The 25,915-nt window shown below is 33.1% G+C and carries 21 protein-coding genes, 1 tRNA gene and 2 pseudogenes; 3 read left to right on the top strand and 21 right to left on the bottom strand.

Annotated features, from left to right (window positions below; all coding sequences use genetic code 11):
- Nucleotides 1-50 precede the first annotated feature (50 nt).
- The 21 genes and pseudogenes from C6H18_RS02675 to C6H18_RS02775 form a co-directional block, all read right to left on the bottom strand.
- Nucleotides 51-465, bottom strand: a pseudogene (locus C6H18_RS02675) (ABC transporter permease); the annotation flags it as partial.
- 36 nt (nt 466-501) lie between these two features.
- Nucleotides 502-616, bottom strand: a pseudogene (locus C6H18_RS02680) (alkaline phosphatase family protein); the annotation flags it as partial.
- Nucleotides 613-1,950, bottom strand: coding sequence for an esterase-like activity of phytase family protein (locus tag C6H18_RS02685; protein WP_104721569.1), 1,338 nt, complete (start codon nt 1,948-1,950; stop codon nt 613-615). The gene C6H18_RS02685 and the pseudogene C6H18_RS02680, both read right to left, overlap by 4 nt.
- 390 nt (nt 1,951-2,340) lie before the next feature.
- Nucleotides 2,341-4,485, bottom strand: coding sequence for an autotransporter outer membrane beta-barrel domain-containing protein (locus C6H18_RS02690; RefSeq protein ID WP_104721570.1), 2,145 nt, complete (start codon nt 4,483-4,485; stop codon nt 2,341-2,343).
- Nucleotides 4,433-5,437 carry a S8 family peptidase gene (locus C6H18_RS02695; RefSeq protein ID WP_104721571.1) on the bottom strand — a complete coding sequence of 335 codons (1,005 nt, stop codon included), beginning with the start codon at nt 5,435-5,437 and terminating at the stop codon, nt 4,433-4,435. Before C6H18_RS02695 ends, C6H18_RS02690 begins: the two co-directional genes overlap by 53 nt.
- Nucleotides 5,438-5,544: 107 nt before the next feature.
- Nucleotides 5,545-7,086 (bottom strand): Na+/H+ antiporter NhaC family protein, encoded by a 1,542-nt coding sequence (locus C6H18_RS02700; protein ID WP_104721572.1) that lies wholly within the window; start codon nt 7,084-7,086, stop codon nt 5,545-5,547.
- Nucleotides 7,087-7,459: 373 nt separating this feature from the next.
- The gene (locus C6H18_RS02705; RefSeq protein WP_158654853.1) at nt 7,460-8,260 is read right to left on the bottom strand and encodes a class I SAM-dependent methyltransferase; all 801 of its coding nucleotides are present in this window, start codon (nt 8,258-8,260) and stop codon (nt 7,460-7,462) included.
- A gap of 213 nt (nt 8,261-8,473) precedes the next feature.
- A complete protein-coding gene (locus tag C6H18_RS02710) occupies nt 8,474-10,678 on the bottom strand; it encodes an NADP-dependent isocitrate dehydrogenase (protein ID WP_104721574.1) in 2,205 nt (734 codons plus the stop codon).
- A gap of 132 nt (nt 10,679-10,810) precedes the next feature.
- Nucleotides 10,811-12,250, bottom strand: a complete 1,440-nt coding sequence (locus C6H18_RS02715; RefSeq protein WP_104721575.1) for a replicative DNA helicase — start codon at nt 12,248-12,250, stop codon at nt 10,811-10,813.
- Nucleotides 12,251-12,259: 9 nt separating this feature from the next.
- Nucleotides 12,260-12,994, bottom strand: a complete 735-nt coding sequence (locus C6H18_RS02720; protein WP_104721576.1) for an EI24 domain-containing protein — start codon at nt 12,992-12,994, stop codon at nt 12,260-12,262.
- Nucleotides 12,995-13,063: 69 nt separating this feature from the next.
- Nucleotides 13,064-13,789 (bottom strand): methyltransferase, encoded by a 726-nt coding sequence (locus C6H18_RS02725; RefSeq protein WP_104721577.1) that lies wholly within the window; start codon nt 13,787-13,789, stop codon nt 13,064-13,066.
- Nucleotides 13,786-14,421, bottom strand: a complete 636-nt coding sequence (locus C6H18_RS02730; RefSeq protein ID WP_104721578.1) for a pimeloyl-ACP methyl esterase BioG family protein — start codon at nt 14,419-14,421, stop codon at nt 13,786-13,788. Before C6H18_RS02730 ends, C6H18_RS02725 begins: the two co-directional genes overlap by 4 nt.
- Nucleotides 14,393-15,583, bottom strand: coding sequence for an aminotransferase class I/II-fold pyridoxal phosphate-dependent enzyme (locus C6H18_RS02735; protein WP_104721579.1), 1,191 nt, complete (start codon nt 15,581-15,583; stop codon nt 14,393-14,395). The genes C6H18_RS02730 and C6H18_RS02735 overlap by 29 nt, the downstream gene beginning before the upstream one ends.
- 6 nt (nt 15,584-15,589) lie before the next feature.
- Complete coding sequence (carA, locus tag C6H18_RS02740; RefSeq protein ID WP_104721580.1) at nt 15,590-16,726, bottom strand: glutamine-hydrolyzing carbamoyl-phosphate synthase small subunit; 1,137 nt, start codon at nt 16,724-16,726, stop codon at nt 15,590-15,592.
- Nucleotides 16,726-17,277: a DUF507 family protein gene (locus C6H18_RS02745; protein WP_104721581.1), complete on the bottom strand. Its 552-nt coding sequence runs from the start codon at nt 17,275-17,277 to the stop codon at nt 16,726-16,728. Before C6H18_RS02745 ends, carA begins: the two co-directional genes overlap by 1 nt.
- 100 nt (nt 17,278-17,377) lie before the next feature.
- Nucleotides 17,378-18,241, bottom strand: coding sequence for a DMT family transporter (locus tag C6H18_RS02750; protein ID WP_104721582.1), 864 nt, complete (start codon nt 18,239-18,241; stop codon nt 17,378-17,380).
- Nucleotides 18,238-19,698 (bottom strand): sugar phosphate nucleotidyltransferase, encoded by a 1,461-nt coding sequence (locus tag C6H18_RS02755; protein ID WP_104721583.1) that lies wholly within the window; start codon nt 19,696-19,698, stop codon nt 18,238-18,240. The genes C6H18_RS02750 and C6H18_RS02755 overlap by 4 nt, the downstream gene beginning before the upstream one ends.
- Complete coding sequence (locus C6H18_RS02760; protein ID WP_104721584.1) at nt 19,695-20,795, bottom strand: CDP-glycerol glycerophosphotransferase family protein; 1,101 nt, start codon at nt 20,793-20,795, stop codon at nt 19,695-19,697. Before C6H18_RS02760 ends, C6H18_RS02755 begins: the two co-directional genes overlap by 4 nt.
- Nucleotides 20,792-21,304 carry a hypothetical protein gene (locus C6H18_RS02765; RefSeq protein WP_104721585.1) on the bottom strand — a complete coding sequence of 171 codons (513 nt, stop codon included), beginning with the start codon at nt 21,302-21,304 and terminating at the stop codon, nt 20,792-20,794. Before C6H18_RS02765 ends, C6H18_RS02760 begins: the two co-directional genes overlap by 4 nt.
- Nucleotides 21,305-21,433: 129 nt before the next feature.
- Nucleotides 21,434-21,509: transfer RNA gene (locus tag C6H18_RS02770), tRNA-Phe, on the bottom strand.
- 53 nt (nt 21,510-21,562) lie between these two features.
- On the bottom strand, nt 21,563-22,471 hold the full coding sequence (locus tag C6H18_RS02775) for a hypothetical protein (protein ID WP_104721586.1): 909 nt from the start codon (nt 22,469-22,471) through the stop codon (nt 21,563-21,565).
- A 132-nt stretch (nt 22,472-22,603) separates the two neighbouring features.
- On the opposite strand from C6H18_RS02775, the gene panC reads away from it, so the two are divergent.
- The 3 genes from panC to C6H18_RS02790 all read left to right on the top strand — a co-directional run bounded on the left by panC (nt 22,604) and on the right by C6H18_RS02790 (nt 25,914).
- Nucleotides 22,604-23,449: a pantoate--beta-alanine ligase gene (gene panC, locus C6H18_RS02780; RefSeq protein ID WP_104721587.1), complete on the top strand. Its 846-nt coding sequence runs from the start codon at nt 22,604-22,606 to the stop codon at nt 23,447-23,449.
- Between the two features lie 117 nt (nt 23,450-23,566).
- Nucleotides 23,567-24,772 carry a ferritin-like domain-containing protein gene (locus tag C6H18_RS02785; protein WP_104721588.1) on the top strand — a complete coding sequence of 402 codons (1,206 nt, stop codon included), beginning with the start codon at nt 23,567-23,569 and terminating at the stop codon, nt 24,770-24,772.
- 8 nt (nt 24,773-24,780) lie between these two features.
- Complete coding sequence (locus tag C6H18_RS02790; protein WP_104721589.1) at nt 24,781-25,914, top strand: acyl-CoA dehydrogenase family protein; 1,134 nt, start codon at nt 24,781-24,783, stop codon at nt 25,912-25,914.
- Nucleotide 25,915: the final 1 nt, after the last annotated feature.

Genomic DNA, 25,915 nt, shown 5'->3' on the forward strand with positions numbered 1-25,915 from the left:
TGGGATTCTGCTTCTAGCTCATTTTATCACAAAAGAATTTAAGAAGTGGCTAAACTGCAAGCATTTAAATGCTAATTTCAAGGCTTTTAAAAGCAGGAAGTAAAAGTAGGACTGCCAAAAGAATTTGAAAATATACATAAACGATATTTACACCAAAATTAACATAAATACTAATAAAGGCTCTATACCTAAATTTTTTAAAAGCACATTAACTACACCATTGCTCCCAAGAACTATGATAAAAGCAGAAGCTAAAGGAACTCCTGAAAAATTACTTATCATAATGTTTAAAGAAAAAAGAATTTACATATTTTAGATGGGGTTAAGACAAATAAAGAATAACTCGCCAAAAGACCTATTAAAGTCCAAAAACACTAGAAATAAAACTGATTTGTAAAGAGTTTATAATGCTTTATAGGTAAAATTTAGACTCAAAAATATGCAAAAATTCGCTAAAGAATAAATTTATGTCCTGTATCATCTATATTCATAGAATGTATAGGAGTAAAATTTACCTAAAATTTTCTTTACAAAGTGCGTTTAAATATCCCATATTTATACTAGCGCTTTTAAAATTTAAATCATCAAGCACAAGCAATATCACTTTTGACATCATTTGCTCTTTAAAAAATCTTTTACTTCCAGTAAAATGAATTCATTATCATCGGTTTTATTGGGTTCTCTGCTTGAAGAGTAAGGGAAATTATTGTCATTTTCTACTACTATATGAGAATCATCTACTATATCCACACCCTCTATAGTTTCAAAAGGAAAAACAAATTTATCATTTACCAAAGGCTTTTTAGAGATTTTATTTTTATCCTTGATATTTAAAAGATCTATATAAGAAATTTTTTGAGCTTCATAAGTCTTATCATCTAATTTAACCTTATAGATTCTTTTAAATTCAGCTATGTTGTTAAAGCAATGCTTAGTATCCTCATTTTCTTTACAAGCCTTATCCTTAGTGCCTTCTTTTCGATCTCTTTCTATGATGATGCCGTATTTATCATCTATCATATTAAAATCACCTATGGAATGGCTTTTATCTTCTAAGAAATATTTATAAGTTTTACCAGTGAATTTTTTATTTTTTACATCAAATTCTACGATTCTTAAGTATTCTTTACCTTTTTCATTTTCGTAAGTGTTGTTATCATAAATGCTTCCCTCTAAAAGCAAATAAAGTTTAGAATTATCTTTAGAGCTTGCCATAGCCTCAAAACCTTTAGAACGTTTGATATTAAATTTGGGATTTTCTCCATCTGGTTTATCGCTAAATTTTAAACTTGGATTATCAGGAGAAATAAGTTTTTTACCTTCCACATAAACATCAAAAACTTCTTTTAAAATCCCATTTTTATCAAAGTGAAGTAAATAAGGACCAAATTCATCACCTATGTAAAATTCATCGTCGATAATTTGTATGCTCTCAGTATCAAAATCAGCCCCACTTAAATACCTTTCTTTGGTTGTTTCAGTGGTTATAGGATAGGGATATTTTTTATTTTTATCTTTAAAAAAGATTGTTTCTAAAAGCTGATATTTTGAGTTTTTAAAATCAAATTGAAACTTATGCGCATAAAGCATAGCGTCATAAGAATTATACTTTTTACCCAAACCATTATCTGTAATCACCCAAAAAACATCTTTTTTAGGAATATATTTTATCCCACTATGCCCTTGTATGGGTTGATTTTTAAAAGGCAAATAAAAATCTGTTTCTCTATTGCCTTTGGATTTGCCTTTAGATTTAAAAGTGCCAATCTTTTCTTCTCTAGTCAAATTTGCAAATTTCCCATAGGTTTTAAAAAAATCAGGGGCATCCTTAGGAGGCACCACTGTGCTTTTGGAATCCACAACAATATGCCCTGCTAAATTTGCTTGATATTCTTGAACCCCAAATAAAACACTACAAAGCATAGCACTTGTCAAAATAACTTTTTTCATTCACGATCCTTTAGTATTGAATTTCATCATATTGTATTATAGGAGGATAAGGTAAAATCTAAGTGTAGGATTTAGTAAAGATTGAGTAAATAATTAAGGATTACTAACAAACCATAAGAGAATTTAAAGCGGCTAAAACATTGTTTCAAAGATTGATTAGCCTAAAAAGATTTTGGGTTTGATAGACTAAATGATTCTAGGTTAATAGAAATTACTAATGATAATATTATTTTTTCATTAGGTTTTGAAAGCCAGAGCCAAGTAATTGTAAAAAATGGATGGCTTTTATCACAAAAGCAACTAGGCTACCTGTTGGTTAGATGGTTAATATGGACTTAATGGAAGTTTGGTGAGATTTTGTCGAAACAAACCTAGCTAGGGTTTGTTATTTTAGAATTTCAACCCAACATTCATTAAGATGTTGAGATTGTATTGATTTTGCACAAACTCATTAATAACCTTAAAGCTAGTGAAAAATGAATTATCAAAGAAGAAATCTACACCAGCACCAAGACTTACAAGCTTTGTTGGAAGTTGATAGTGTTGCTCTAGGGGAAATTCAGGAAAATCTCTAAAATTGGATTTTAGCCTAAGATTTTTACCACTTAATCTATGTTCATAAATTAAAAAGCTTGAAAATTGATTAGTGAAAGTCTTATGTTCTAGTAAATAAGAAACATTTAAACCAGCAGCAAGAGAGGTGCTATTGTGACTGATTGAATTGTAAGATTTTGAAAAAGCCGCTTGATTTTCATTAAATCCTTCTTGGAAGAGATGTGAATAATTGAAATAAAATAAAGGAGTGAATCTGAGAGTATTCACATCAAAATCTTTCGTTAAACCAAGTTGTACTGAACTTAAAAAACTATAATAAGAGCTTTCAATGCTGCTATCTCTAAGAAAAGTCGTTCTTTGCATATGGTTTTTAAAAGCACCCAAAGAAACACTGCTTAGAACATTAAAATGTTCTAATTTAAGATTGTGATTATAAGATGCGCTTCCTCCATCTGTTCTGAGGTTTGAATAATTAAAATCAAGATTGGCATTAAAGACATTGAGATTAAAAATACCATAGCCATTTTCATTTGTTTGTAAGCCTAAGTTCAAGCCTATATTTTTGAGATTCCCACTATAATCTTTGCCAAAGATTTTCTTATAACGCGGACTTAGATAAAATATAGAAGTTTTTTGCTCTTGATCAAGAAGAGGAGAAAAATCATAAGAAGCAATAGAAGCAAGTAAAATGGGGTCCTTTTTAGTATTTTGTGCTAAATATTCCTGTGTGAAACTCTGATTTAGAGCAAGGATAAAATTGTTGTGAATATTTTGATAATACTGCGTGTAAATTTCAGTTATATTTTTTAAACCATCTAAACTTTCTATGCTTGATAAGTCTGTGTTTTGAGCACTTGAATTGACATAATCCAAGAAAGTAAAATGTTTCTTATAAGATTCACTCAAATCATCTCTTTCTCGAATACTCCTTAAAGCACTTGCTGTGGTATTATTTTCAATGTTGTTATAGGCTTCAAGCTTTACTGTGGGGACTATTCTAATGACACCACCTGCATTAATGAGTTGATTTGATGGTTTGTTGCTAGTTGTGGTATCAGAGCCTAAAACGGAAAATTCCATACTATTGTTATGGAGAATCTTCATATCATCAAAGCTACTAATATGTGGCTTTAAGTCGCCTAAATCAAGGTCTATAATGTGTCCATTAGTATAGAAAGCAGGTATTGGAATATATTCTAAACTCCCACCATTAATAGTATAATTTTTTGCTATTAGTTTTGAATTTTTGGAATTTCCAAATTCAAGTTGTAGATGAGCATTGTTGTTTTGAATGTAAGTTCCCAGAACTTTTAAATCCTGCAAATCTACATTTCCAGCACGAACCGTTCCTTCATTGTAAATATCTTTCTTAACTATTCCATTTCCGCCAAAGCTTGCACCTTGTAAAACCCTTACTTCAGAATCCAATATACCACCACTTTGATTCTGTCTCTTTAGTAAGCTTAACTTGCCTTCTTGTATGATGGTTTTTCCCTGATAAGTATTATTTCCTGAAAGGATTAAATGCCCACTTCCTCGTTTAATAAGACCTACATCTAAATTTTGAATCTGATCTCTTGGCGAATTTAATGCGGTGAGTAAATGGATCTTATCATCCCACTTTTTTTGCGCTATATCATTATCAAAACTTCCTTCATAGTTTTGTGTATTAAAAGTATAATAAGCTTCTTTTTTGCCATTAATATTTAGGATATCTCCTAGATTAAGTCTATTTGCATCTAAAAGAGCAGGACCTTTTATAGCCTTACCTACATCTAAAATGCCTTGTCCAAAGATAGTTTCTCTACTAACTTGAAAAACCCTATCGTATTGCGAGTTGTTCGTGCTAAGATTATTGAGGATATTATTTGCTTGAGCCTCTGTATAGCCCTCTGCTATTAAGTCTCGCTTAATGGTATCCCTATCTTCAGCGGGGGGGGGGGGCATTATCAATATAAGCAATTGAAAACTTATTGCCATTTTGGTAGCTTTTTTTCACTACCAATTTAGGAGCTTGATAATCTTTATTAGCCGTGCTTAATAAAATATCTGCGATTTGCTTACCATTTAAAAAGGGAAATTTCTGTGCCACTAGTGCCGCTGCACCACTCACCATAGGAGCTGCCATAGAAGTTCCGGTTGCTTTTCTATAACCATTTACATTTGCGCCATCAGCACTATTAATTGATACCCCAAAAGCCATTAAAGAATAATTTTCACTTTTTAAAAAACTATTGCTAAATGTTGGCGCTCCTTGAGAAGTTATTCTTAATTTGTTCCCATCTCTAAAAACACCATCAGCGTTTAAAGCACCAATATTAATAATAGAACGTAAATTTTCATCAAAGGTTGGCAAAATAGAAAATACTCCAGAAGAAATGATTCCTTGATTCCCACTAGCAAACACGAGTAAGGTCTGATTTTTTTGTGCTAAATCATATAATTCTTTACTATAAAATCTACCAGAAGCTTGCCGTAAAAAATAGTTTGAGTCTTTGTTTGAATGTTTGGCATAGTTAATGTCGATGGTATTCCAGCTATTATTAATAATCTTTACTCCATTTTTTGTAAAAAAATCTCCAAGAGGAAGGATGGGACCACCAAAGATTTGCCGAGAATAAAGCATAGAATTATAAGCCACACCATAGGGTTTAGTATTATCCAGTCTCTCTCCAGCAATAATGCCTCCTACATGCGTTCCGTGTCCATTATTAGAGAGGTTAGATGTTAATTCTTTACCTACTTTATTCCTTAGACTAATATGATTTTTATTGATAGCAGAATCTACAACGCCAACATTGACGCCTTTACCTGTAATACCTTGCTTATAAGCATCTTGTGCGTTAATTAGATTGAAAGCTTTAGAATTGACAAGATCATCTGCAAAAATTGTTGCGAATGAGGCAATCCATAAAATAATAAAACGAAACATTTTTCTCTATCCTGATTAAAAAGTTAGGGATTATAGTATTTTTTACTAAATTTTCTATAAATTTTACACCAAAGCACTTTGGGGTAAATGGGATTCAATGATTAGGGTTAATTATAAAATTTTTTATATAATCCAAAAATACCTAATAACAATAAAATACCCACAGCGTAACCTAAAAAAATCGAATCAAAATAACTTGCCATTGCAAAACTAACAAAGGCTACCAAAGCCGTTGTGCTTACATAAGGTAGTTGCGTGATAAAATGGCTCTCGACTGAACAACCAGCACCCGTTGCTGATAATATTGTAGTGTCTGAAATAGGTGAAGCGTGGTCGCCATAAACTGCTCCAGAAAGAACGGCGGACATTACAAATGCAAATTCTACATCATTAATGGTTGCTAGATTTAAACCAATAGGTAGCATAATGGCAAAAGTTCCCCAGCTTGTGCCGGTGCAAAATGTAATAAATGCAGAAATCACAAAAGCTGCTAGAGGAATAGCTACGGAGGCATAACCTACTCCCCCCTCTAGCCAAACTTTTGCAAGATTGGCTAAATAGATTCCTGTTTGCATATCTTCTTTGATAACCGGTCCAATGCTCCAAGCAAGGACTAAAATAAAACTCGCAGGAATCATTGAATAAGTGCCAATTTTAAAAATAGGAAAGAAGGCTCTTTTTTCTAAATATTTCCACGAAATTAAAAGATTAAGCATTAAAGCACCAAACCCACCCCAAAAGAGGGAGAAGCCTGTTTGTGTATTAGCTAACATTTCCAATAAATCAAATTTGCCACTCTCTTTATAGCCTGTCCATAAAATCAAAAGCGTTATAAAAGCAATCAACGCAAAAATAGGCACAACTAATAATCTTACATGGCTACCCTCTTTTTGGCTGATAGAGAGAAAATCACGAACACCTACATTTTTGTATTTTTTCATAGCAGGGAGATTGATTTGCCAATAAATGGTTAAAAAAACTGCAAAAAGAGCAAACCAAGCATAATAATTCGCCCAAATACTTGAGAGCAGAACAAAAAAGTCTTGTCCTTCGCCTAATGTTGCCATAACTCCTAAAATATAGGCTCCCCAGCTTGAAATAGGCATTAAAATACATACCGGAGCTGAAGTTGAATCAATGATATAAGCAAGTCTCTCACGAGTAGAGTGATTGGCATCGTTTAAAGACTTTGTAAGTTGCCCAACGGTTAAAGCATTAAAATAATCATCAATGAAAATCACAATACCAGCAATAAAGGCTAAAAACTCTGAACCTGTTGCTGTGCTTACTTTGTTTCTTGCCCATTGCACAAAAGCGGCTATTCCTCCAGAATATGTTATCATTTGTGTGATAATCCCTAAGATAATCAAAAAGCCAAATACATAGAGGTTAGAGCTTTCCCATTGGATATTGCCTGATTCATTAAAACTATAAAAAACACTAGAAATACTCTTATAAACATAAAAAATTACTTCTACTAGGCTACCAATATCAAAAGTAGTTCCATTTGCAATAGTCTTATGATAGCTTATCATAACCCCAGCTAAGACTATACCAATAAATAAAGACAAGACTACTCTTTTTGTGATAAAAACAAGTGCAATCACGCAAAGAGGCACAATTAAACTTAAGGCAGAATCTGCATACATAACAATAACACCTTTAATGAATAGTATTCAATCAACATAATTTGCGACTTAAGAGTGATTTTCTTGAAAATAAACCAAGAAATATCTCTGCAAAAAGTAGCAATAAGTTATTTGCTTTAAACCCTGATAAAATCTCTTAAGGCTTTAAAAACTCTAATAAAACTTTAATAAAACTTCACTTAACATCCTAAAAATCTATTTTATTTTTGTTGGGTAGATTGTTTAGGGTTTGTAAAAGATAATCCCTGCGGTTTTTTGTTTTTAAATCTTTAAATACATCTTGGCTATACAATAAATCTTTAATTAGGCTTTTCAATAATCCCAAAAGGCTAGTAGATTCTAGGTAAATAATAGCCTTATTGGGATATGGTTATTAGTGCTTTATGGCTTTAATAATGAGCGTTCTGCCACAAAAAATAGTTTTAGAATACATTAATGGGATAATATCTTTATTTTCTTCATAAAGTTGTTTTTCTTTATTTTGAAGTCTTTTGATGGTTTGGAATTTAGCCAATAAGAAAAAGGGCTTTGTAATGCAATAGAGGAATAATGAGGATTTTTTGAATCTATCTGTCGTAACCTCCAATCTAAAATTATTCTTTTTTAATATAAAGCTTAGATATACAAGAGAGAGTGGGTTAATATGTTGGTAACAGCCTCTAAACAATAAAGGATCTTGGGGTAAAAATCCAAAAAGTTGATAGGTGCCATTAAAAAAATAACGAACTCTTGAGGCAAGATTCAAGATATTGGGTGTTGTAAGGAGCAGGAAGCCTCCTTTGCTAATTATTCTCGCAGTTTCTCTAAGGTATTTAAAGGGATCTTCTAGGTGTTCAATAACTTCCATAGAAATAACGCAATAAAAGCTATCATCTTCGTATTTTAAACCCTGATTAAAATCTCCAAATTCGCACGGAATGAATTCATTGAAGGCATATTCTCCCAAATTGCAATCACAAGCTTTGAGATGGTTTTGAGGTGTAAAACCCTTTTGCTCAAGAATGGTATAAATTATTTTGGTAAAGAAGCCTTTGCCAGCACCTAAATCTAGTATTTGGAAGTTATTATCTATATTCTGCGGGGGGGGGGGTAAATTATCCGCTAAAAGTTGCTCTACTTTAATATTAGTAGCAAGTAGAGATTTTTGTTTGATGCCTGTGTGTCGTGATTGCACTATTTATCCTTTTTAGTAGCTTAAATGAAACGATTAAACTATATACTAATTTACCTAAAAATAAAATTTACATATCTCTTGCTTTGTATTTATTAAAGAACAAGACAGAGGCTTGAGAGAAGCTTTTTAGGTTAAAAGCATTTACATAATGCAAGAGATACATTAAGAAAATATGTCCTTAAAAACTCTTATAATGGGGATGTAAGGAGAGGGTTATCCCCTTGAGATTTTATCGATAATGGCATTAAAGGTGGTACTAGGACACATAATCTTATGGCATTTTTCATCATCAAACTTATAATATCCGCCTAAATCTACTTTAACACCCTGTGTTTTGAGGTATTCTTGATGGATTTTTTCTGCATTTTCCTCAAATTCTTTAGTGATATTTGCAAAATGTGCCTGGAGTTTAGAATCTTCATTTTGTAGTGAGAGGGCTTTGGCAAAATACATTGCAAGATAGAAATGACTTGTGCGGTTATCATCCTCTCCAACCTTTCTTGAAGGAGCTTTGTTATTGTTTAGCCATTCGCCAATGGCTGTATCAAGAGATGCTGCTAATACTTTTGCTTGGCGGTTATTATTTTTTTGCGCATAAAATTCTAAACTTGCTTGGAGGGCTAAAAACTCTCCTAGACTATCCCAACGCAAATGGTTTTCCTCTACAAGCTGTTCTACTTGCTTTGGTGCACTCCCTCCAGCCCCTGTTTCAAACATAGCTCCACCATTTAGCATAGGGACTACCGAGAGCATTTTTGCACTTGTTCCAAGCTCTAAAATAGGGAATAAATCTGTCAAATAATCGCGTAAAACATTCCCTGTAATGGAGATACAATCTTTACCTGCTCGGATAATTTCCAAGGATCTTAAACAAGCCTCTTTGGGGGCTAAAATATGAATATTTTTGCCTTGTTCCTTTAAGCGGGCTTGCACTAAATCTATCATAATTTTGTTACTAGGACGTTTAGAATCTAGCCAAAATATGGCTTCATTGCCCGTAATATCAGCTCTTTGTATCCCTAAATCAATCCAATTTAACACCGCTTCATATTTGGCTTGATTGGCACGATAAATATCTCCTTTTTCGACTTTATGTTCTAAGAGGGTGTTGCCTTTCTCATCAGAGATTCTAAAAATACCTGATTCTTTTGCGATAAAGGTTTTATCGTGAGAGCCATATTCTTGAGCTTTTTTAGCCATTAAGCCTACATTAGAAACGCTTCCTAGTTTGGTTGGGTCAAGAGTGCCATTTTGGTGTAAATCCTCTAATACTGCTTCATAAATTGTTGCATAGGTTTTATCGGGTATGAGGGCGTTCGTGTCTTGTTCTTTGCCCTCTTTATTCCAAAGTTTTGCTCCATTTTTTAACATCGCAGGCATTGAAGCATCCACGATAACATCACTAGGAACATGAAGATTAGTAATGCCTTTATCAGAATTTACCATAGAGAGAGCGGCATTTTTGTTAAGAATCTCTTGGTATTTTTGCAGAATTTTATCTTTTAAAGGAGAAGATTCTATTTTGCTTAGAAGCTCTGATATTCCATTATTAGGATTAATCCCTAGCTTTTCAAACTCGTCTTTGAAGGTTTCAAAAAGCTCTTTGAAATAAACTTTCACGGCATAACCAAAAATGACAGGGTCGCTTACTTTCATCATCGTAGCTTTTAAATGCAGTGATAAAAGTAAATTTTCCTTTTTAGAAATTGCAATTTGTTCGGCATAGAATTCTTCTAAGGCTCTTGCACTTATGAAAGTGGCGTCTAAAATTTCATTGGATTCTAATTGAATATTGTCTTTTAGTAGTTCTACGCCCTTGCTACCAATGAATTCTATTTTAGCTTTTGTTGGAGTAGTAATTAAGACTGCCTTTTCGTTAGAGAAAAAATCGCCATCTTGCATATAAGAAACTCTTGTTTTAGAATCTTGGCTAAAGGGGGTTACTCTGTAAGGATTTTTTTTGGCATATTCTTTAACCGCTTTTGTGCATCTCCTATCAGAATTCCCTTGACGCAAAACAGGATTAACCGCAGAACCTAAGACTTTTTGGTATTTTTCTTTAATGGCTTTTTCCTCTTGATTTTTTGGTTCATCGGGAAAATTAGGGATTGCATAACCCTTAGCTTGTAGCTCTTTAATGGTTGCTTTAAGTTGGGGGATAGAGGCTGAAATATTGGGAGTTTTGATAAGGTTTGCATCGGATTTATTGACTAATTCTCCTAACAGAGCTAATTCGTCTTGGATGCGTTGGTGGGGTTGTAAATTTTCTTTAAATTGTGCAATGACTCTTGCAGAGAGTGAAATATCTGAGGTCGTAATGGTGATACCAGCTGTTTTTAAGAAAGCCTTTGCAATAGGCAAAAAAGAATAGGTAGCTAATGCTGGAGATTCATCGGTTAGGGTGTAGGTGATATTCATTGTGTTTCCTTTGTGCATAATTTAAGATTTGTTAAAGTATAACAAAGAATTGCATAGTTTAAAATAATTTTAGATAAGAATCTTTTTACTTTTTTAGAGTTGTGAAATAATGTTGCAGTTTGGAGGAGGCTCTTAAATGTTAGTTGGCATATCAATGTTGTTTATATCCGGTGGTATAAATTCTGTTTGTGTAGTGTTTGCAACATCTTCATAAATGATTTCTAAGGCATTATTAGCAACATCTACAAAACGGGTGCAATGCTTATGAAAAACAAGTTTAATCGTGCCTGTTGGTCCATTTCTTTGTTTGCCTATTATAATCTCTGCTTCTTCTTCATTTTTGGGGATAAAGGCAGATTTATATTCTTTGCCTTCTTTTTTGGCAGCTTCTTCCTTTTCCTTTTCATCTTTTTGCTTATAAACTGCATCACGATACACAAAAAGAATAATATCGGCGTCTTGCTCTATGGAGCCTGATTCCCTTAAATCCGAAAGCATAGGTCGTCTATCACTCCTTGATTCAAGCCCACGATTAAGTTGTGAGAGGGCGATTATTGGAATCTCTAGTTCTCTTGCTATCATCTTTAACCCCCTGCTTATTTCGCTAACCTCTTGATGTCGGTCTTTGTTGTTTGCGCTACTCATAAGCTGTAAATAGTCGATGACGGCTAGTCCAATTTCTGGGTGTTGGGATTTGAGTTTTCTAAGCTTACTCCTTAATTGGTGAATGGTCAAAAGACTACTATCATCAATAAATAAAGGAGCATTCACCATAATTTCACTAGCATTGCTTAATCGTTCCCACTCTTCATCTTGTAAATTCCCTACCCTTAGGTGTTGCAAAGCAATAGAGGTTTTGGCAGATAACATTCTTAACATTAGTTGTTCGGCGGGCATTTCAAGGCTAAAAAATGCTACACCTCTTCCTGTATCTAAAGCCTTTTGCGCCATATTTAAAACAAGTGTAGTTTTTCCCATAGAAGGACGCGCTGCTACAATGATTAAATCCCCTTTGCCAAAACCTGTTGTTTTTTCGTTTAAGGAGTGAAAACCCGTATCAATACCAATGAGGATAGAGTTTCCCTTTTGCTTCATTTCTTCTATGTATTTTAAGGTCGAAGTTGTAATTTCTTTAGAATCTCTAAAGCTCTTGCTCTCTTGTATATTAGTGATTTTATAAAGCTCACTCTGGAGATAATCAATAATTTCTTTGGCTGCGCTATCGGTTTGATTACTAGCTTCATTAATTTTCATAGCCAGAGCGTGTAATTTGCGTTTAGTAGCAGAATCTTTAATTTCATCCACATAAGCTTGAATATCTCCAATAGGACTTGTGCTTAGGATATTAAGCAATTCCTCTTGAGGGATAGGGCGAGAGGGTGTGGATTTTTTTAAGATAAATTCTTCATCAATGGGTAAATCAAGCCTTTTTAATTCTAATATTGCGGCAAAAATATCTTGATGAGGTTTGTAAGAAAAATCTTCAGGCATTAATTGTGTTTCGATATTGTCTAATTGAGCAGGATCAAAAAGAATAGAAGATAAAACCGCTCTTTGGATTTGTATTTGCATAAATTTTCCTTATGATTTAAATCGAAATAATAAATGTGTTAGTGCAATAAGTGCAAAAAAGGGTATGAAGAAATTTAATAAAGGGAGTAGGCTTAAACCAAAAAGTGGAATAATGATGCTCCTAATTTCTTGTTTATAGTTTTTTTGAATCTCTTTAAATGTTGCTTTGTTAAAAATATTCTCTCCCACATCCAAGATTAGCACTTTTGAGAAAAGCCAGTAATTAGGAATTAAAATCAGTAAAGAACCGATAAGAGGAATGAAATACAGAGGAATGAGGAGGCAGAGGATTAAGAGATAGAGAAGATGCATCTTAAGTAATGTTAAAGAAGTTTGCAAGAATGAAGAATCGCTATGGATAACTTTAGTGGGATAATGCTTATCGTGGATAAAGCCTATGATAAAAGGTGTTAAAAATGAACATAGGATAAGATTGCTAAACAAGGTTAGAGCTAAAAATGCGATACCCAAAAATAAAAGAAGCGTTATTTGAAGGAGAGAATCTAAAAGGTTTTGAATCCAAGAGAACCAATTTATGGAAATGGATAAATCTATATGTATAAGAGAGTAAAGAGTATTAAAAATATCCCCGATAAAAAAATAAAAAATAGTAGCCCAAAATATTAATATTAAAAAAAGAGGCAAAAAGATTAACCTCAAAATGTAAGCACTAAAAAAATCATTTTTTGATTGTAAGAAAATGGTTTTTATTTCTATAAGCTTTTTTGTTGGGGTTTCAAACATCATCTAAGCCTTCATTAAGCCTAAACCTTGGCAGGATTTTTAAAATACTAACATTGTTTTAATAAGAATCTACTTTTTTTGCGCCAAAATATAGAGTGGGGAATAGGTCAGTTTATTTTCAAATTTAAGCGCATAATGCTTGAGATGATTTTTTGTGATTTGGATAGAATGAAGTGCGTTTGTTCCTGTGTTTTTTATATGCTTAAATACATCAAGAGGAGTTTTAAAGGTTAAGGTTTCTAAGGATTGGGTTATTTCTAAAATATTCCAATCTTTTTCTAAGATTTTTTGATATTTTTGAGGGTTGAGATAATTTAGACTTATACCAAATAATTCTTGAAACTCTAAAAAGTTTTTTTCTCCAAAAACCCCAATAAGTAGATAGCAATTAGTGTTTGCTATGCTCGGTAAATGTTGAAAGAAGGATTCTTGATTAATCCATTGCAACACTGCATTAGATACTATTAAATCGTTTTTTATATCTTGATAAAAATTTTTTATTCTTTTAAAATCCTCTATATCTACGGAATGAAATTCGATAGAAGTTTGGTTAAAGTATTCGCTAAAATCCACAATATCCAGAGCGATAAAATGTTTGAAGCTAAAATGGTTAGCAATTTTGTGTGAAAACAATCCTATGCCACAGCCAAGTTCTAAAATTTCTTGAAAGTGTGAAGTGTTGGTGTAAGATTTAAATTTCTGAAGCAGAATATCTTGCATTTTTTGTTGGATAAGTGCGTGTTGAGTGTAAGTTTTTGAGGAGTTTTTGAAGGTTTTTAAGAGTGTTTCTTTCATAAAACTGCCCAATCAAAAAATACAAAATGTGGCGAATCTAGTCTTAAAATTTGCTCTTGATAACCCTTGAATCCACCCCAAAAGAGTTCTTGAGTAGTTGTGGGGAAAATTAAATCTTGTTTGGAAATAATCACCTTATCCCAAATAGATCCTTTTTGGAAGGCTTTATGGTTGCTAATGAAGAATCCTAACTCTTCTTTGAGAGATTTTTCATCAAGGAGATTTAGTGATTGTGTGGAGTGTCGCCCCAAAAGATTAGCCTTAAAATGCTCTAAATTAAACATTTTTTGTGTGAGTTTAAATACTTTTAAGGGTATCCCATAAATATCATCAATACCAAATTCTGTGCCATTAATAGCGGTTTTTTTGATAAAGATTGGTGAATTATAGTTTTGTAAAAATAAATTTGCCACCCAAACTCCCATTGAAAAGGCATAAATTTCGATCTCTATTTGTTCTGATATTAGCAATGTTAAGATGTCTTCTAAAGGAGTGAAATTTAGATGTTGGTAATGATAAACAATGATAAGATTATCGGGGAAAAAGGGCGTGAAATGATTAGGTTGTGCGCCAAAACCCCCAAATATTAAATATATTTTATTATTATTTTTTATATTCTGATAAATATTCATTATTAATCTTAATGAGATTTTTTATAAATATTTCTAATTTTTCTTGTGGGGTATTTGCACAAAGTGAGATACGCAAACAAGCCCTATTTTTTGCGGTAGTAGGAGGTTTTATTGCTGGGAGGAAAAATCCATATTCTTGAAGTTTTTGTTGAAAGAAAAGGGCTTTTTGGTTTTCTTTTAAAATAATGCTTAAGATGTTGTAGTCCCCTAGAATTTCAAAAAGTTCTAATTGCTCTAAAGAGGATTTAAAATTTAGGCTTAAGGCTTTAAGTCTCTTACGATTTTCTTCGAAGTATGGAAGTTTAGAAAATATAAAATAACTCATTGCTATATTAAGAGGCGGTAGTGCTGTAGAATAAATTAGACTTCTAGCGGTATTAATAAAATATTCTTTAAAGACTTGATTGCATAAAACACAAGCTCCTACACTACCAATAGCCTTCCCAAAGGTGAGTATTAAAAAATCAATATCTTCTAAGCAGTTAAGATTCTGTGCTAATCCTAATCCATTATCTCCAAAGCTTCCTATGCTGTGAGCTTCATCAAGATATAAATAAACATTTTTAAAATGTTTCTTTAAAGCAATTAGAGAGTGAAGTTTGGCAAAATCCCCCTCAATGCTAAAAAGCCCCTCACTAAGGATGAAAATTGCCTCATAGTGATGGTGATATTTATCTAAGAGATGAGTTAGGGATTGCATATCATTATGTGCGAAGCGTTTAAAATGTGTCTTATGAAAAGACTTTAAACCATCAATATGACTAGCGTGGATAGATTTATCGGCTAAGAATAAAACATTTTTTAAATTATTAAGTCTAGAAATAACTCCTATATTAGCGTGGTATCCACTATTAAATAAAAGAGCTTTTTTATTAAAAAGAGATTCTAAAAGTTCTTCAAAAATAGCATAAATTTCAAAATTTCCACTTAAGCTCCGTGAAGAGGAAGCACTAAAAAAGCAATTTTTTCTAAAAATCTCTGAATCTAAAAAAGATTCTTTGAGGTTTTTATCACTTGCGAGATTTAAATAATCATTACTTGCAAGATTTAAAAGCCATTTTTGATTAAGGTAAATTTCTACATCTTTATGTTGTTGCGGAGAGAGTGTGCGATAATTAGCTTGATTGTTTAAAGAAGCTAAAAGATTTAGGATTTGTTGCATTATTTACTAGGTTTTTTGAAGAAGTTTGGAGAACTCATTAAAGAGAGCAGAAGATTCTAAGGGACCTGGACCTGCTTCTGGGTGATGTTGGAAAGAGCAAATGGGAGCATTTTTATAAAGCAATCCTTCAATTGTCCCATCAAAGAGATTGCGATGAGTGATAGTGGCTATTTTTGCAATATCTTCTGGGACGGAATAAATATGGTTTTGTGCGGTTATTTCTATTTTTTTGGTTTGGAGGTTTTGGATAGGGTGATTCCCCCCGTGATGCCCAAATTTTAGTTTATAGGTTTCATAGCCTTGTGCTAAAGCTAGAAGTTGATGCCCTAAGCAGATGGCAAAAATGGGGATATTATTTGCAATGAGTTTTTGAATTTCTATAATTTGGTTTTTTAAAACCTTTGGGTCTCCTGGACCATTAGATAGAAAGATTCCATCAAATTCTTTAGATTGATAGCGCTTAATAATTTCCTCTGCCTTAAAGTTATGCGGTATTACTTCAACACTAAAACCTGCAGCAACTAATTCTCTTAATATGCTTTTTTTAATCCCAAAGTCAATAGCTAGAATCTTTTTATCGGTTTGAGGGAGTGTGTAATTCATAGTCTTAAAGCTAAACCTTCCTTCTTTGTGGTGATAAGGTTCTTGAGTGCTAACGACTTTAATATAGTCAATTTCTTCGATTCTTGGAGATTGTTTTAAAATCTCTTGAAGATCCTCTTTGGTAGAATATTCTGTAGAAGCTATCATCATCATAGCCCCTTCTTTGCGTAAAGTTTTTGTTAAAAGACGTGTGTCAATCCCAAAAATTCCCATAGCATTATGGAAATTTAAGAATTCTCCTAAGCTTTTATTGGCGCGAAAATTAGAATATTTTTCGTTATAGTGGCGAATAAGTATTCCTTTTGCAAAGATATTAGAGCTTTCTACATCTTGAGGGTTTGTCCCTACAATTCCAATCTCTGGCATACTAAAACATATAAACTGCCCCGCATAACTAGGGTCTGTTATTATTTCTTGATAGCCTGTGAGGGAAGTATTAAAAACAATCTCCCCAACAGCAGTGTTATTAGCCCCAAAGCTTCTAGCTTCAAAAAACATTCCATTTTCTAAATAAATCCACGCTTTTTTGAAGTTAGACATTATAAGAATCCTCTTTTTCTTAGCTCTTCTTGATAAAGTTTATCAAAGATGAGATCATACTCCTCGCTCCCAAAAACAATCTTTCTTTTATAGTTGCTGATTCGCTCTGTAATGATGTCTTCAATTTCATCATAAGCTTTTGCGTAGCTATCAATAGCTTTGAAGATGATATTTTTCACTCTTGTCTCTGATACGGAAAAATCAATCAAATCTTCTTCTAAAAGAGCATTAAGAATCTTATGTGAGAGGTTGTTGTATCTATCCTCCCAGCTTAGTTCAAACCCAGCCTCATCGGCTAAATGCTTTTTAACCTTCCAAAATAATTGGTGTTCATCAGCTTGCATAAATTCTATTTCTTCGAGATTTTCTTCAACAATATCTCGTGCTTTCTCTTCAATTCTTAATTCTTCTTGAATGTTTTTCTCTAAGAGGTTTTGAGCAATTTTGCAAACCCCATCTAATCCATATAAAACACTTATAAAATCACAATTTGCTAAATCTATCGCTATTTTATTCGCAATATAAGGTGCGTGTGGAAGTCTAAGTTTCATCATACAACCCTTACTTTTTTTGTTATTCTATCCTTTTGTGACTTAAATTTTAGAATCTTGTGTGGGGTAATTTGCTTTTATGTTTGCAATGCTGCTAAATTTACCTTTGTTGTTCTGCAATAAAAACTCCACTTAAGACTAGAATCATTCCTATGATTCCCAGAGTTGTTATAGATTCTTCTAAAAAAACAAGAGAAGCAAGCATAGTAATAATGGGTGTTAGATAAACATAAATATTTGTTAGAATGCTTCCAATAAGTGTAATGGCTTTGTTCCAAAGAATAAAACAAAAAGCTGAAGCAAAAAATGCTAGAAAAAGTAAATTTGAGAGTATTTTAGGCTCTAAAAGGGCTGTAAGATTAAAAGAAGTTTCCCAAAAAACTAAGGCAGGTGTGATAAATATTATTCCATAAAATATTATTTTTCTTGTGAGGATTAAAAAGTCTTGCTGGGCATTAAAAATATTTGTAGCTACAATGCAATAACAAGCCCAACCTATAGCTGATAGGAGGGCAAAAATATCCCCTAGATTAAAGCCTAATTCAAAATCTTTAAAGTTCAAAAGTATAATTCCTGATAGGCTTAAGAAAAAGCCTAATAAAAAATATCGAGGAGATTTTTCGAGCTTTAGTATATTGGCTAAAAATGCAACAAAAATAGGCGCTAAAGCAATAATAATACTTACATTAAAGGCAGAAGAATAGAGCATTGCTAAATTTAAAAAAAGGTTATAAATGCTAATCCCGCAAAGCCCTGCAAGGGCTAAGATTAATTCTTGTTTAAGGGTAGTTTTTAGAAATTTAGGTTTTAAAAGTAGTAGAAAAATATATCCTAGGATAAATTGCAAAAATAAGAGTTCTAAAGCACCAAAAGATTCTAAGAGGATTTTTACAGATACATACAAGGCTGACCATAAAGAGACGCTCAAGAATGCTAAAAAATGTCCCAATAAACAATGTTTCATAAATTAGCAAATTCTTGTAGATTCTTATGGAATCTCAAGAGATAATTCCTACCTAAATCAATCTTTTGATAAAACCAGCTCCAAAGCGACCAGATATAATTAGCCATTAATTGCCCCTTTAAAATATCCTCATAAGAGATATTTCCATACATTGAAGCAATTTTATAGATTTGTTCTTTGGAGAGTTCTAGTTCTGCACTAAGATTCCCTAACTCCCATAAAATAGAGCCAAAGCCAGAATATTCAAAATCTATAAGTTTAATATCTTTTCCATTATATAGAATATTGGGGAGCTGCAAATCCCTATGGCATAAAATAAATTCTTGACTATCTAAATCCTTGGCTATTTCCAAGAGGAGCTTATGCTCTATGGGGGTAGTAAGTTTAATATTGGCAATTTTTTCGTATTTATAAATTTCATTAACCATAGAAATTTTTTGAAAATTTGGGTAGTCCTTGTGCTTATAGGTGTGAAGTTTTTTAATGGTTTGTATCAACAAAAGGAGTATATTACTATCTTTTAAATCTTTAAAATCCAGAGGTTTATAATCTTCTAAAAAAGTTGTCATTTTAAACTCATCGGCAAAAAATTCACTCTTTGGAGCAATATTTTTAGGCAGAAGTGCGAGGATTTTTTCTTCTTCGCAAGTATTGATGATTTTTTCTCTTCCTTGGGAAGGGATTCTTAGAACCTTGTATGTTTTAAGAAAATTAATTTTGTAATTGGTATTGGTTATACTAAAGAGTTTTTCTGCCTTTCCATCATCAGAGCATTGAAGTGCTATTTCTTTAGGAGTGATAAGATTAGCCCTTAGAGCATCTTTTAGAGAATCAATTTCTATATAAAAAGATTCACAAAAAGTTACAGAATAATCAATTTTTGTAAGAGAGTGTAAAATACACTTCTCCCAATAATCCTCTTTATCGCATTCAAAAAGAGCCTTTTTTAGAAATTCTATTTCTTTGGCATTATCAAAAAAGGCTATACCATCTCCATAGCCCTCTAAAGCGTTAGTATCAATATCTAGGAGTTTTTGATTTTCATCGACAATATAACCCCACGATGGAGTTTCATTGAGAATCTTTTGTGCCAAAATTTGTGAAACTCCTTTTTTGACATAGTGCATAAAGGGCTGTTGTATATATAAATCACCATTAAAAATAAAAGTTCCTTTGGTAATTTCTTTGGCAATAAACTTTAAGCTTTCTGCACTATTAACTCCTTGATAATCTTTAAAGACAATTTGTTGGAAATTTAATTTTTTTTGGAGCTCATCAAAAAGTTGATGTTTGTATCCTGTTAGGACTATAATATCCTTTATCCCTGATTTTTGAAGATAGTCAATCGTATTTTCTAAGATGCTTTTCCCGCGAATCTCTAAAAGGGGTTTTGGTTTATTAAGGGTTAGAGGGCGGAGTCTTTTTCCTTCTCCTGCTGCTAGAATAATCGCTTTCATAGCCTCCCTTTTAAGATATCTTCAAGGGATTCCAAAATAGCTTCACTAGATTTTCTGGGATAATAAATATTGGTTTCCCTTAAGTGTTGATAAAATTTCTTTTCTTGCTTGAAATTAATACTTTCAAAGATTGCTTGAAGCTGTTTGAAGTTTTTTGCAGTTTTGTCTTTAATGGTGTATTGTGTGCTATCTAAGGGATGAGGCATATAGAATATACAAGGTCGCAATGTTGTGTAAGAGAAAAGAAAAGAAGTGCTTGACCAATCTGTAAGTAAAAAATCTGAAGTATTAAAAAAATCATAGTTTTGGGATTCATCAAAGATTATGCGTGGATTTTGCATCCATTTAGCTTTGAGGAGTTGATAAAAGCGATGATTACCAGCGAAATTAAAGGGATGAGCACGGTAAGTGATATTATAAGAAGTATTTTGGAGTATCCATTCTATGATATTGCTATCAAATCCCGCATAAAGGTTTTGATCAGCATTGCGAGTAGGGTTAATATCCCTTAATGTGGGGCTATAAGTTATTGTATTAGAGGATTGGTATCGATACTGATTGATAGCCTTATCTAGTTGGGGATAGCCACAAGGTAGGAGTTTAATGCTTGAATCTTTGAGGGCTTTTTTAAAGCTTTGCATAGCACTCTTAGAGGGGACAATAATATAATCAAAGCTTTTTGAGCTTTCTCCACAAGCATAAGTTAGTCTATGGGGGAGATAGATTCTTTTTGCATTTTGACTTAGGAATGTTCTATCTATTCTTCCATCATCATAGGCTGTTTGATCGGCTGTAATGATAATATCTATTCCATCTATATGTGTGTTGAGGTAGAAAACTTCTCCATTTTCTATAATTCTCCAAGGGAAGAGCACATTATGATGTGCACTTTTTTCAAAATCATCCCCTAAGATTCTATCTACAATGGTGATTACATTATAGTGTTTGGATAATTCTTTGATGAGGTCTCCATATTGAGAGCGATAAGAGGGGTAAAAAGAAATAAAAAGGATATTTTTCTGTGTGGTGCTAAGGTGGGATTTAATATCCGCTGCGGCAATGTTAATAAAAGCTTCAAGTTGTTCTTTAACATTCATAATAAATCCCTTTGTAAAAAGTCGGTGATTTTTTCCTCTTTAGGGGTTGGGTTTTTAAGAATCTCTATTATTGTTCTTTGGAGATCTTGAAAGGATGTTGTAAAAGAAAATAAAGAATACAACCTATCTTCTCCTAGTTCTATATTGGTAAAGGCTGGGAGATGAATAATGCTTGGCTTTTGGTAAAAGAGGCTAAAGGCTAAGGCAATGTTGGAGGCATCTGTAACTAAAAGTGTGCTATTCTTGGCTTGTTTTAGGGATTTTATGGTTTTGATAGGTGTCGGGGGGGGGGGGCAATTTAATGCCTTGAAGATAATATTATGATAATTTTTGGGTGTTTTTGGATGAGGCAAGTAGAGAATTTTATGAGGGAGTGTTTCTTCTAAATTATTTTGAGTGTTGCAGATATTGCAAAGTGTTTCTAAGATTTGACTATCATAGCCACATTGACAATTTGCGTGTATAATATCTTGTTGTTCTCGAAGAGCCGGTGCATAAAGAATTTCCATTATTTTTCCTTAGCATTAAGATTTGGAAAAGTAGCTTATGTATTATTAAATATGCCTTAAAGAAAGCATTTCTTAAATTCTGGATAATGAATACTTGGAGGACGGGATTTTTCGATATTATGTTTGTAGTGGTGGCTCGAGGCGGAATCGAACCACCGACACGGAGATTTTCAGTCTCCTGCTCTACCGACTGAGCTATCGAGCCATTTAACGAATTTTAGGAAGCTAGAATTATATTGTAAAATATTTAATTCTTTCTTAAAAGAATTTTTTCAATAATAAAATATTCTTAGGATTACTGCTTTGATAGTATTGAATATTTTTATAACCATAAAATGTGGCTATCTTGAAAAATTTTTCCATTTTTTGTATGTCTTGTATTTCTATGTAAAGTATGCCTCCTGTTTCTAGTATTTTATTAATGAGGATAAAATTTTGGTTTAGTTGTTGTTCAAAGTTTATTTTGGACATCTTTAAAAGATCTTGTTCTGTAATATCAAAAAACCACATTCTTAGGAAGTTTTGTTTGTAGAATCTATCCTTTTCAAAAATAGAGGGTGCGTAGTAAATTAAGTGTGCTTTATGCGAGAAGATAGATTCTAATTCTGTGGGGCTACTAAGAAAATTTGGTATGTAAGGGTTTAAGATTAAGAGTTTTGTAGAGCTAACATTTTGATAAATTTGTTTGTATTTATTAACAATGAATTCTTTTAACTCCATATCTTCAGGGATTTTTGTATTAGTTGGTGCTAAAAAGCTATTGATAAGACACTTAATCCATAGATTAATGGAATCATCGGGAGAATTCTTTAAGAATTCCTTAAAAGAAAGGAGTTCATTGTAGATTCTAGGGGCGAAATATTTAGACATATCAGGAGGCATTTCAAAGCAACTAATCTTGATTTCTTTTAAGCGATTCTTCAATCCTGCAGAACTAGGATAAGAAAATTGGCATTGGGTATGGATTTTAGTGAGGGGATTATTATCAAGGATAAAGCTTATGCGTTCATTTGTTGCTAGGGCAAAGGCAAAATTAGGATTATTAAGGCAATAAAGTAAAACTTTACTATCTTCTTTTGTGGTTTTAAGGATGATATTTTCCATTAATTCTAAAAGATTGTTTTCAGAAACTTGCATTGGTGTTTTTAAGAATGTATTTTCTTCCATATTTTTAGATAAGTGTCTCCCAAAAATTTAAATAAAGTTTTAATTCTAGCATATTTTAAAAAGTTTATTATTTTTTTAAGTTCGATAAACGCATAATTGCGTTTATATATTTAATGATTATAGGGGGTAAATGTGAAGGTTTTTAAAGGTCTCAAAGAGTTGCAAATCTTTATCCAAACCTATAAAAGACAAAACCCTAAAGAAATAATAGGTTTAGTCCCTACTATGGGTGCTTTGCATAAGGGTCATTTATCTTTAATTGAATCTTCTAAGAAAACTTGTGATTTAACCATCGTTTCTATTTTTGTCAATCCTACACAATTTGGAGCTAATGAGGATTTTGGCAAATATCCACGCAAAACAGAGGCGGATTTGGAGATTTGCCAAAGAGCAGAGGTTGATATTGTTTTTATGCCAGAAGTAGCGGAGATGTATCCGCTAAAACCTTCTTTACAGACTACCTTTAATGCTCCCTCATCTATGGCAAATGTCTTAGAGGGGGAGGCAAGAAGTGGGCATTTTAATGGGGTTTTGCAAGTCCTTAATAAATTATTCCATTTAATACAACCACATAAAGCATTTTTTGGAAAAAAGGACGCTCAACAGCTTTTAATAGTTCAAAAAATGGTCGAGGATTTATTTTTTCCCCTTGAGATTATCCCCTGTGAGATAGTTAGGAGTGAGGAGGGGTTAGCACTTAGCTCAAGGAATGAATATTTAAGTATAGAGGGCAAGAAAGAAGCACTAAAAATTTCGCAATCTTTAAAAGTTGCTATGCAAGTTATTATGCAAGGAGAGAGAGAAAGTTTAAAAATAAAAGCAGAGGCTTTAAAGGTATTAGAAGGGCTAGAAGTGGAATATTTCGCTATTGTTGATAGAAATTTAGAACCCATTTTAACCATTCAAAAAGATTCTACTTTAATCTTGGTTGTTGCAAAGATAGAGGGGGTTAGGCTGCTGGATAATGTATGGTTTTAATTCTTATTTAAGTAAAATAGGAGTATCCTCCCCGCACAAAAGTGAAGCTTTCCGTGTGAAAGACAACAATTCCCCTTAATCTTGTTGTAGCAAAATTTTAAAGAAAGTCTTGTTTTTATGTATCCAAACAATTCCTCCCAAAAATCTTGTATTTTTATGGGTAATTTGTCCCTTGGCACACTCTTTTTTTTACGACTTGAAAATGCTTTTTTATTGGCTGAAAAAGGCAGTTTCATAGAGGTTATTAGCTGTTTTGGAAATTTAGAGAATGATTTAAAGATGTGGTGTGCTTTTAAGGGTGAGGCATTTATCCATAAAGTTGCTATTGCCAAAAACTCTAATAAGGATAATTTTCTTTACCTTTTACAAAAGCAATCTCCTAAAAGATTCCAAAAGTTTGATGCAAATTCTCATATTGCTCCTTTTGGACATGGTTTAGCCCCTAATGGGGTATTAGTAGAATCCGCAAGTCCGCACTATCCTTTTACCTATATGAATGACAATGAGCTTTATAATGGGAATTTTACGCAAATTTATGAGGATTCTAAAAAGTCTCAATGGAATGCTTCTAATGATATAAAATGGAAAGATATTCCCTCTTTTAGCCCTGCTATGGAGTTTGCCATAGCACAGATTATGACTTATTTAACCGAAAATGAGTTTTCTGCATTATATATTCCTGCACGATTTTTAGGACAAATCTCTCCCTTTTTTACAACTGCTCCTTTGCTGCTCTCTAGCATTATTGGCGATGAGGCAAGACATATTGAAGCATTTATTAAAAGGGCAAATGTTACGGGATTAGGTGTGCAATATTCCACGATTGCCACGCAACAAAGCCTCTTTAGTCTTTTTAAAGAAACCAATTATTTTAAATCAAGCTTCCTGCTTCATATTATGGGTGAGGGGACATTTATTGATTTATTAAAATTTTTAGAAGAGAGTTTTGAGGGCTTGGGGGATAGTGCAAGTGCAGAGTTGTTTTACTTGGCTAGGAGAGATGAAAGTCGCCATGTTGCTTATGGTATGAATAATGTCAAACATACTATTGCAGAAAACCCTGCAAAAATCGCTACTTTAAAAGAAGTTGTTTTTGAAAGAAAGAATTATTTAAATGCTCAAAGTGGAGAATCCTCACTTTTGCTTGAATCTTTGGCTCTTTTAAGAGGAGGGGGAGAGGAATTCATTTCGCGTGGATATGAGGAGGTATTAGAGCTTAAGAAAAAGATGGAGAAGAATCGCACAAAGCGACTTGTAGAATGTGGCATTGATGAAGAGTTGGCATACGATTTAAGTAGGGCTCATACCCCTAATTTTATGTAAGGATAAATATGTTAAATGTAGAAAATTTAGGACAAAAGGCATTAGAGTTTGGGAGAGAGTTTGTCGCTCCTTTTACGGATTGTATTGATAAAGAGGCAAGATTCCCTAAAGAAGCGTATAATGAACTCAAAAAACAAGGTTTTATGGGATTACTTGTCCCTAAAGCTTACGGAGGGAGTGGAGGGAATTGCTCTAATCATATAGAGGTGTGTTATGCCCTCGCACAATTTGACGCTTCTACGGCTCTTTGTTATATGATGCATAATGTTGCAACGGCTTGTATTGCAAAGTTTGGCACACAAAGTCAAAAGGATACTTTTCTTTCAAAAATCGCTAAAGGTGAATTAAGTTTTGCTCTAGCTTATAGCGAAAGTGGTTCTGGGACTCACTTTGGGCTACCTGATATTAGTGAGAGGGAAGAAGGGGAATATAGAATCTTGAAGGGTAGAAAAAGTTTTGTTACTTCTGCCCAAGAGGCGGATTATTATCTAACTTTTACAAATTCTTGTAAAGTAAGTGGAGGAAAAAATAATTGGATTACGCCTAATAATGCCGAAGGTCTTGTTTATGAAGAGGGGGTATGGAATGGCTTAGGTATGCGTGGGAATGTTTCAAAACCGGTGCAATATAATGATGTTAAGCTCCATACTTCAGAATATTTATTGGGGAATGATGGAGAGGGAGAATCACAAGCAGGATTGGTGGCAATGTATTTTGTTATGGGCTTGGGGGCAGTGTATAGCGGTATCGGTAAAGTAGCTTATGAATGTGCCATTCATCATTGTAAAAGCAGGAAATATACAGACGGTAGCTCTTTAGCCGATAAAGATTTAGTGAGGATTCATATTGCAGAGCTTTATACTAAAGTTCAAAGCCAAATTGCTTTTGTCAGGGAAGCGGCAAGAAGCTTTGATAATGCAGAATCCGATGCTGTATGTAAAATCTTTGCTAGTCGTATTAATGCCACACATTTGGTGATGGATATTACACAGCTTGCTATGCGACTTGGTGGAGGGAAAGCGTATTCTAAGCAACTTCCTTTAGAGCGATATTTGCGTGATGCCCTTGCCTCTCAAGTTATGGCTCCAAGCCTTGATATTTTGCAAATATGGCTCTCTGATGCACTTTTACCAAAGGAGTAAA

The organism is Helicobacter mesocricetorum, from assembly GCF_900198605.1.
Taxonomy (GTDB): domain Bacteria; phylum Campylobacterota; class Campylobacteria; order Campylobacterales; family Helicobacteraceae; genus Helicobacter_D; species Helicobacter_D mesocricetorum.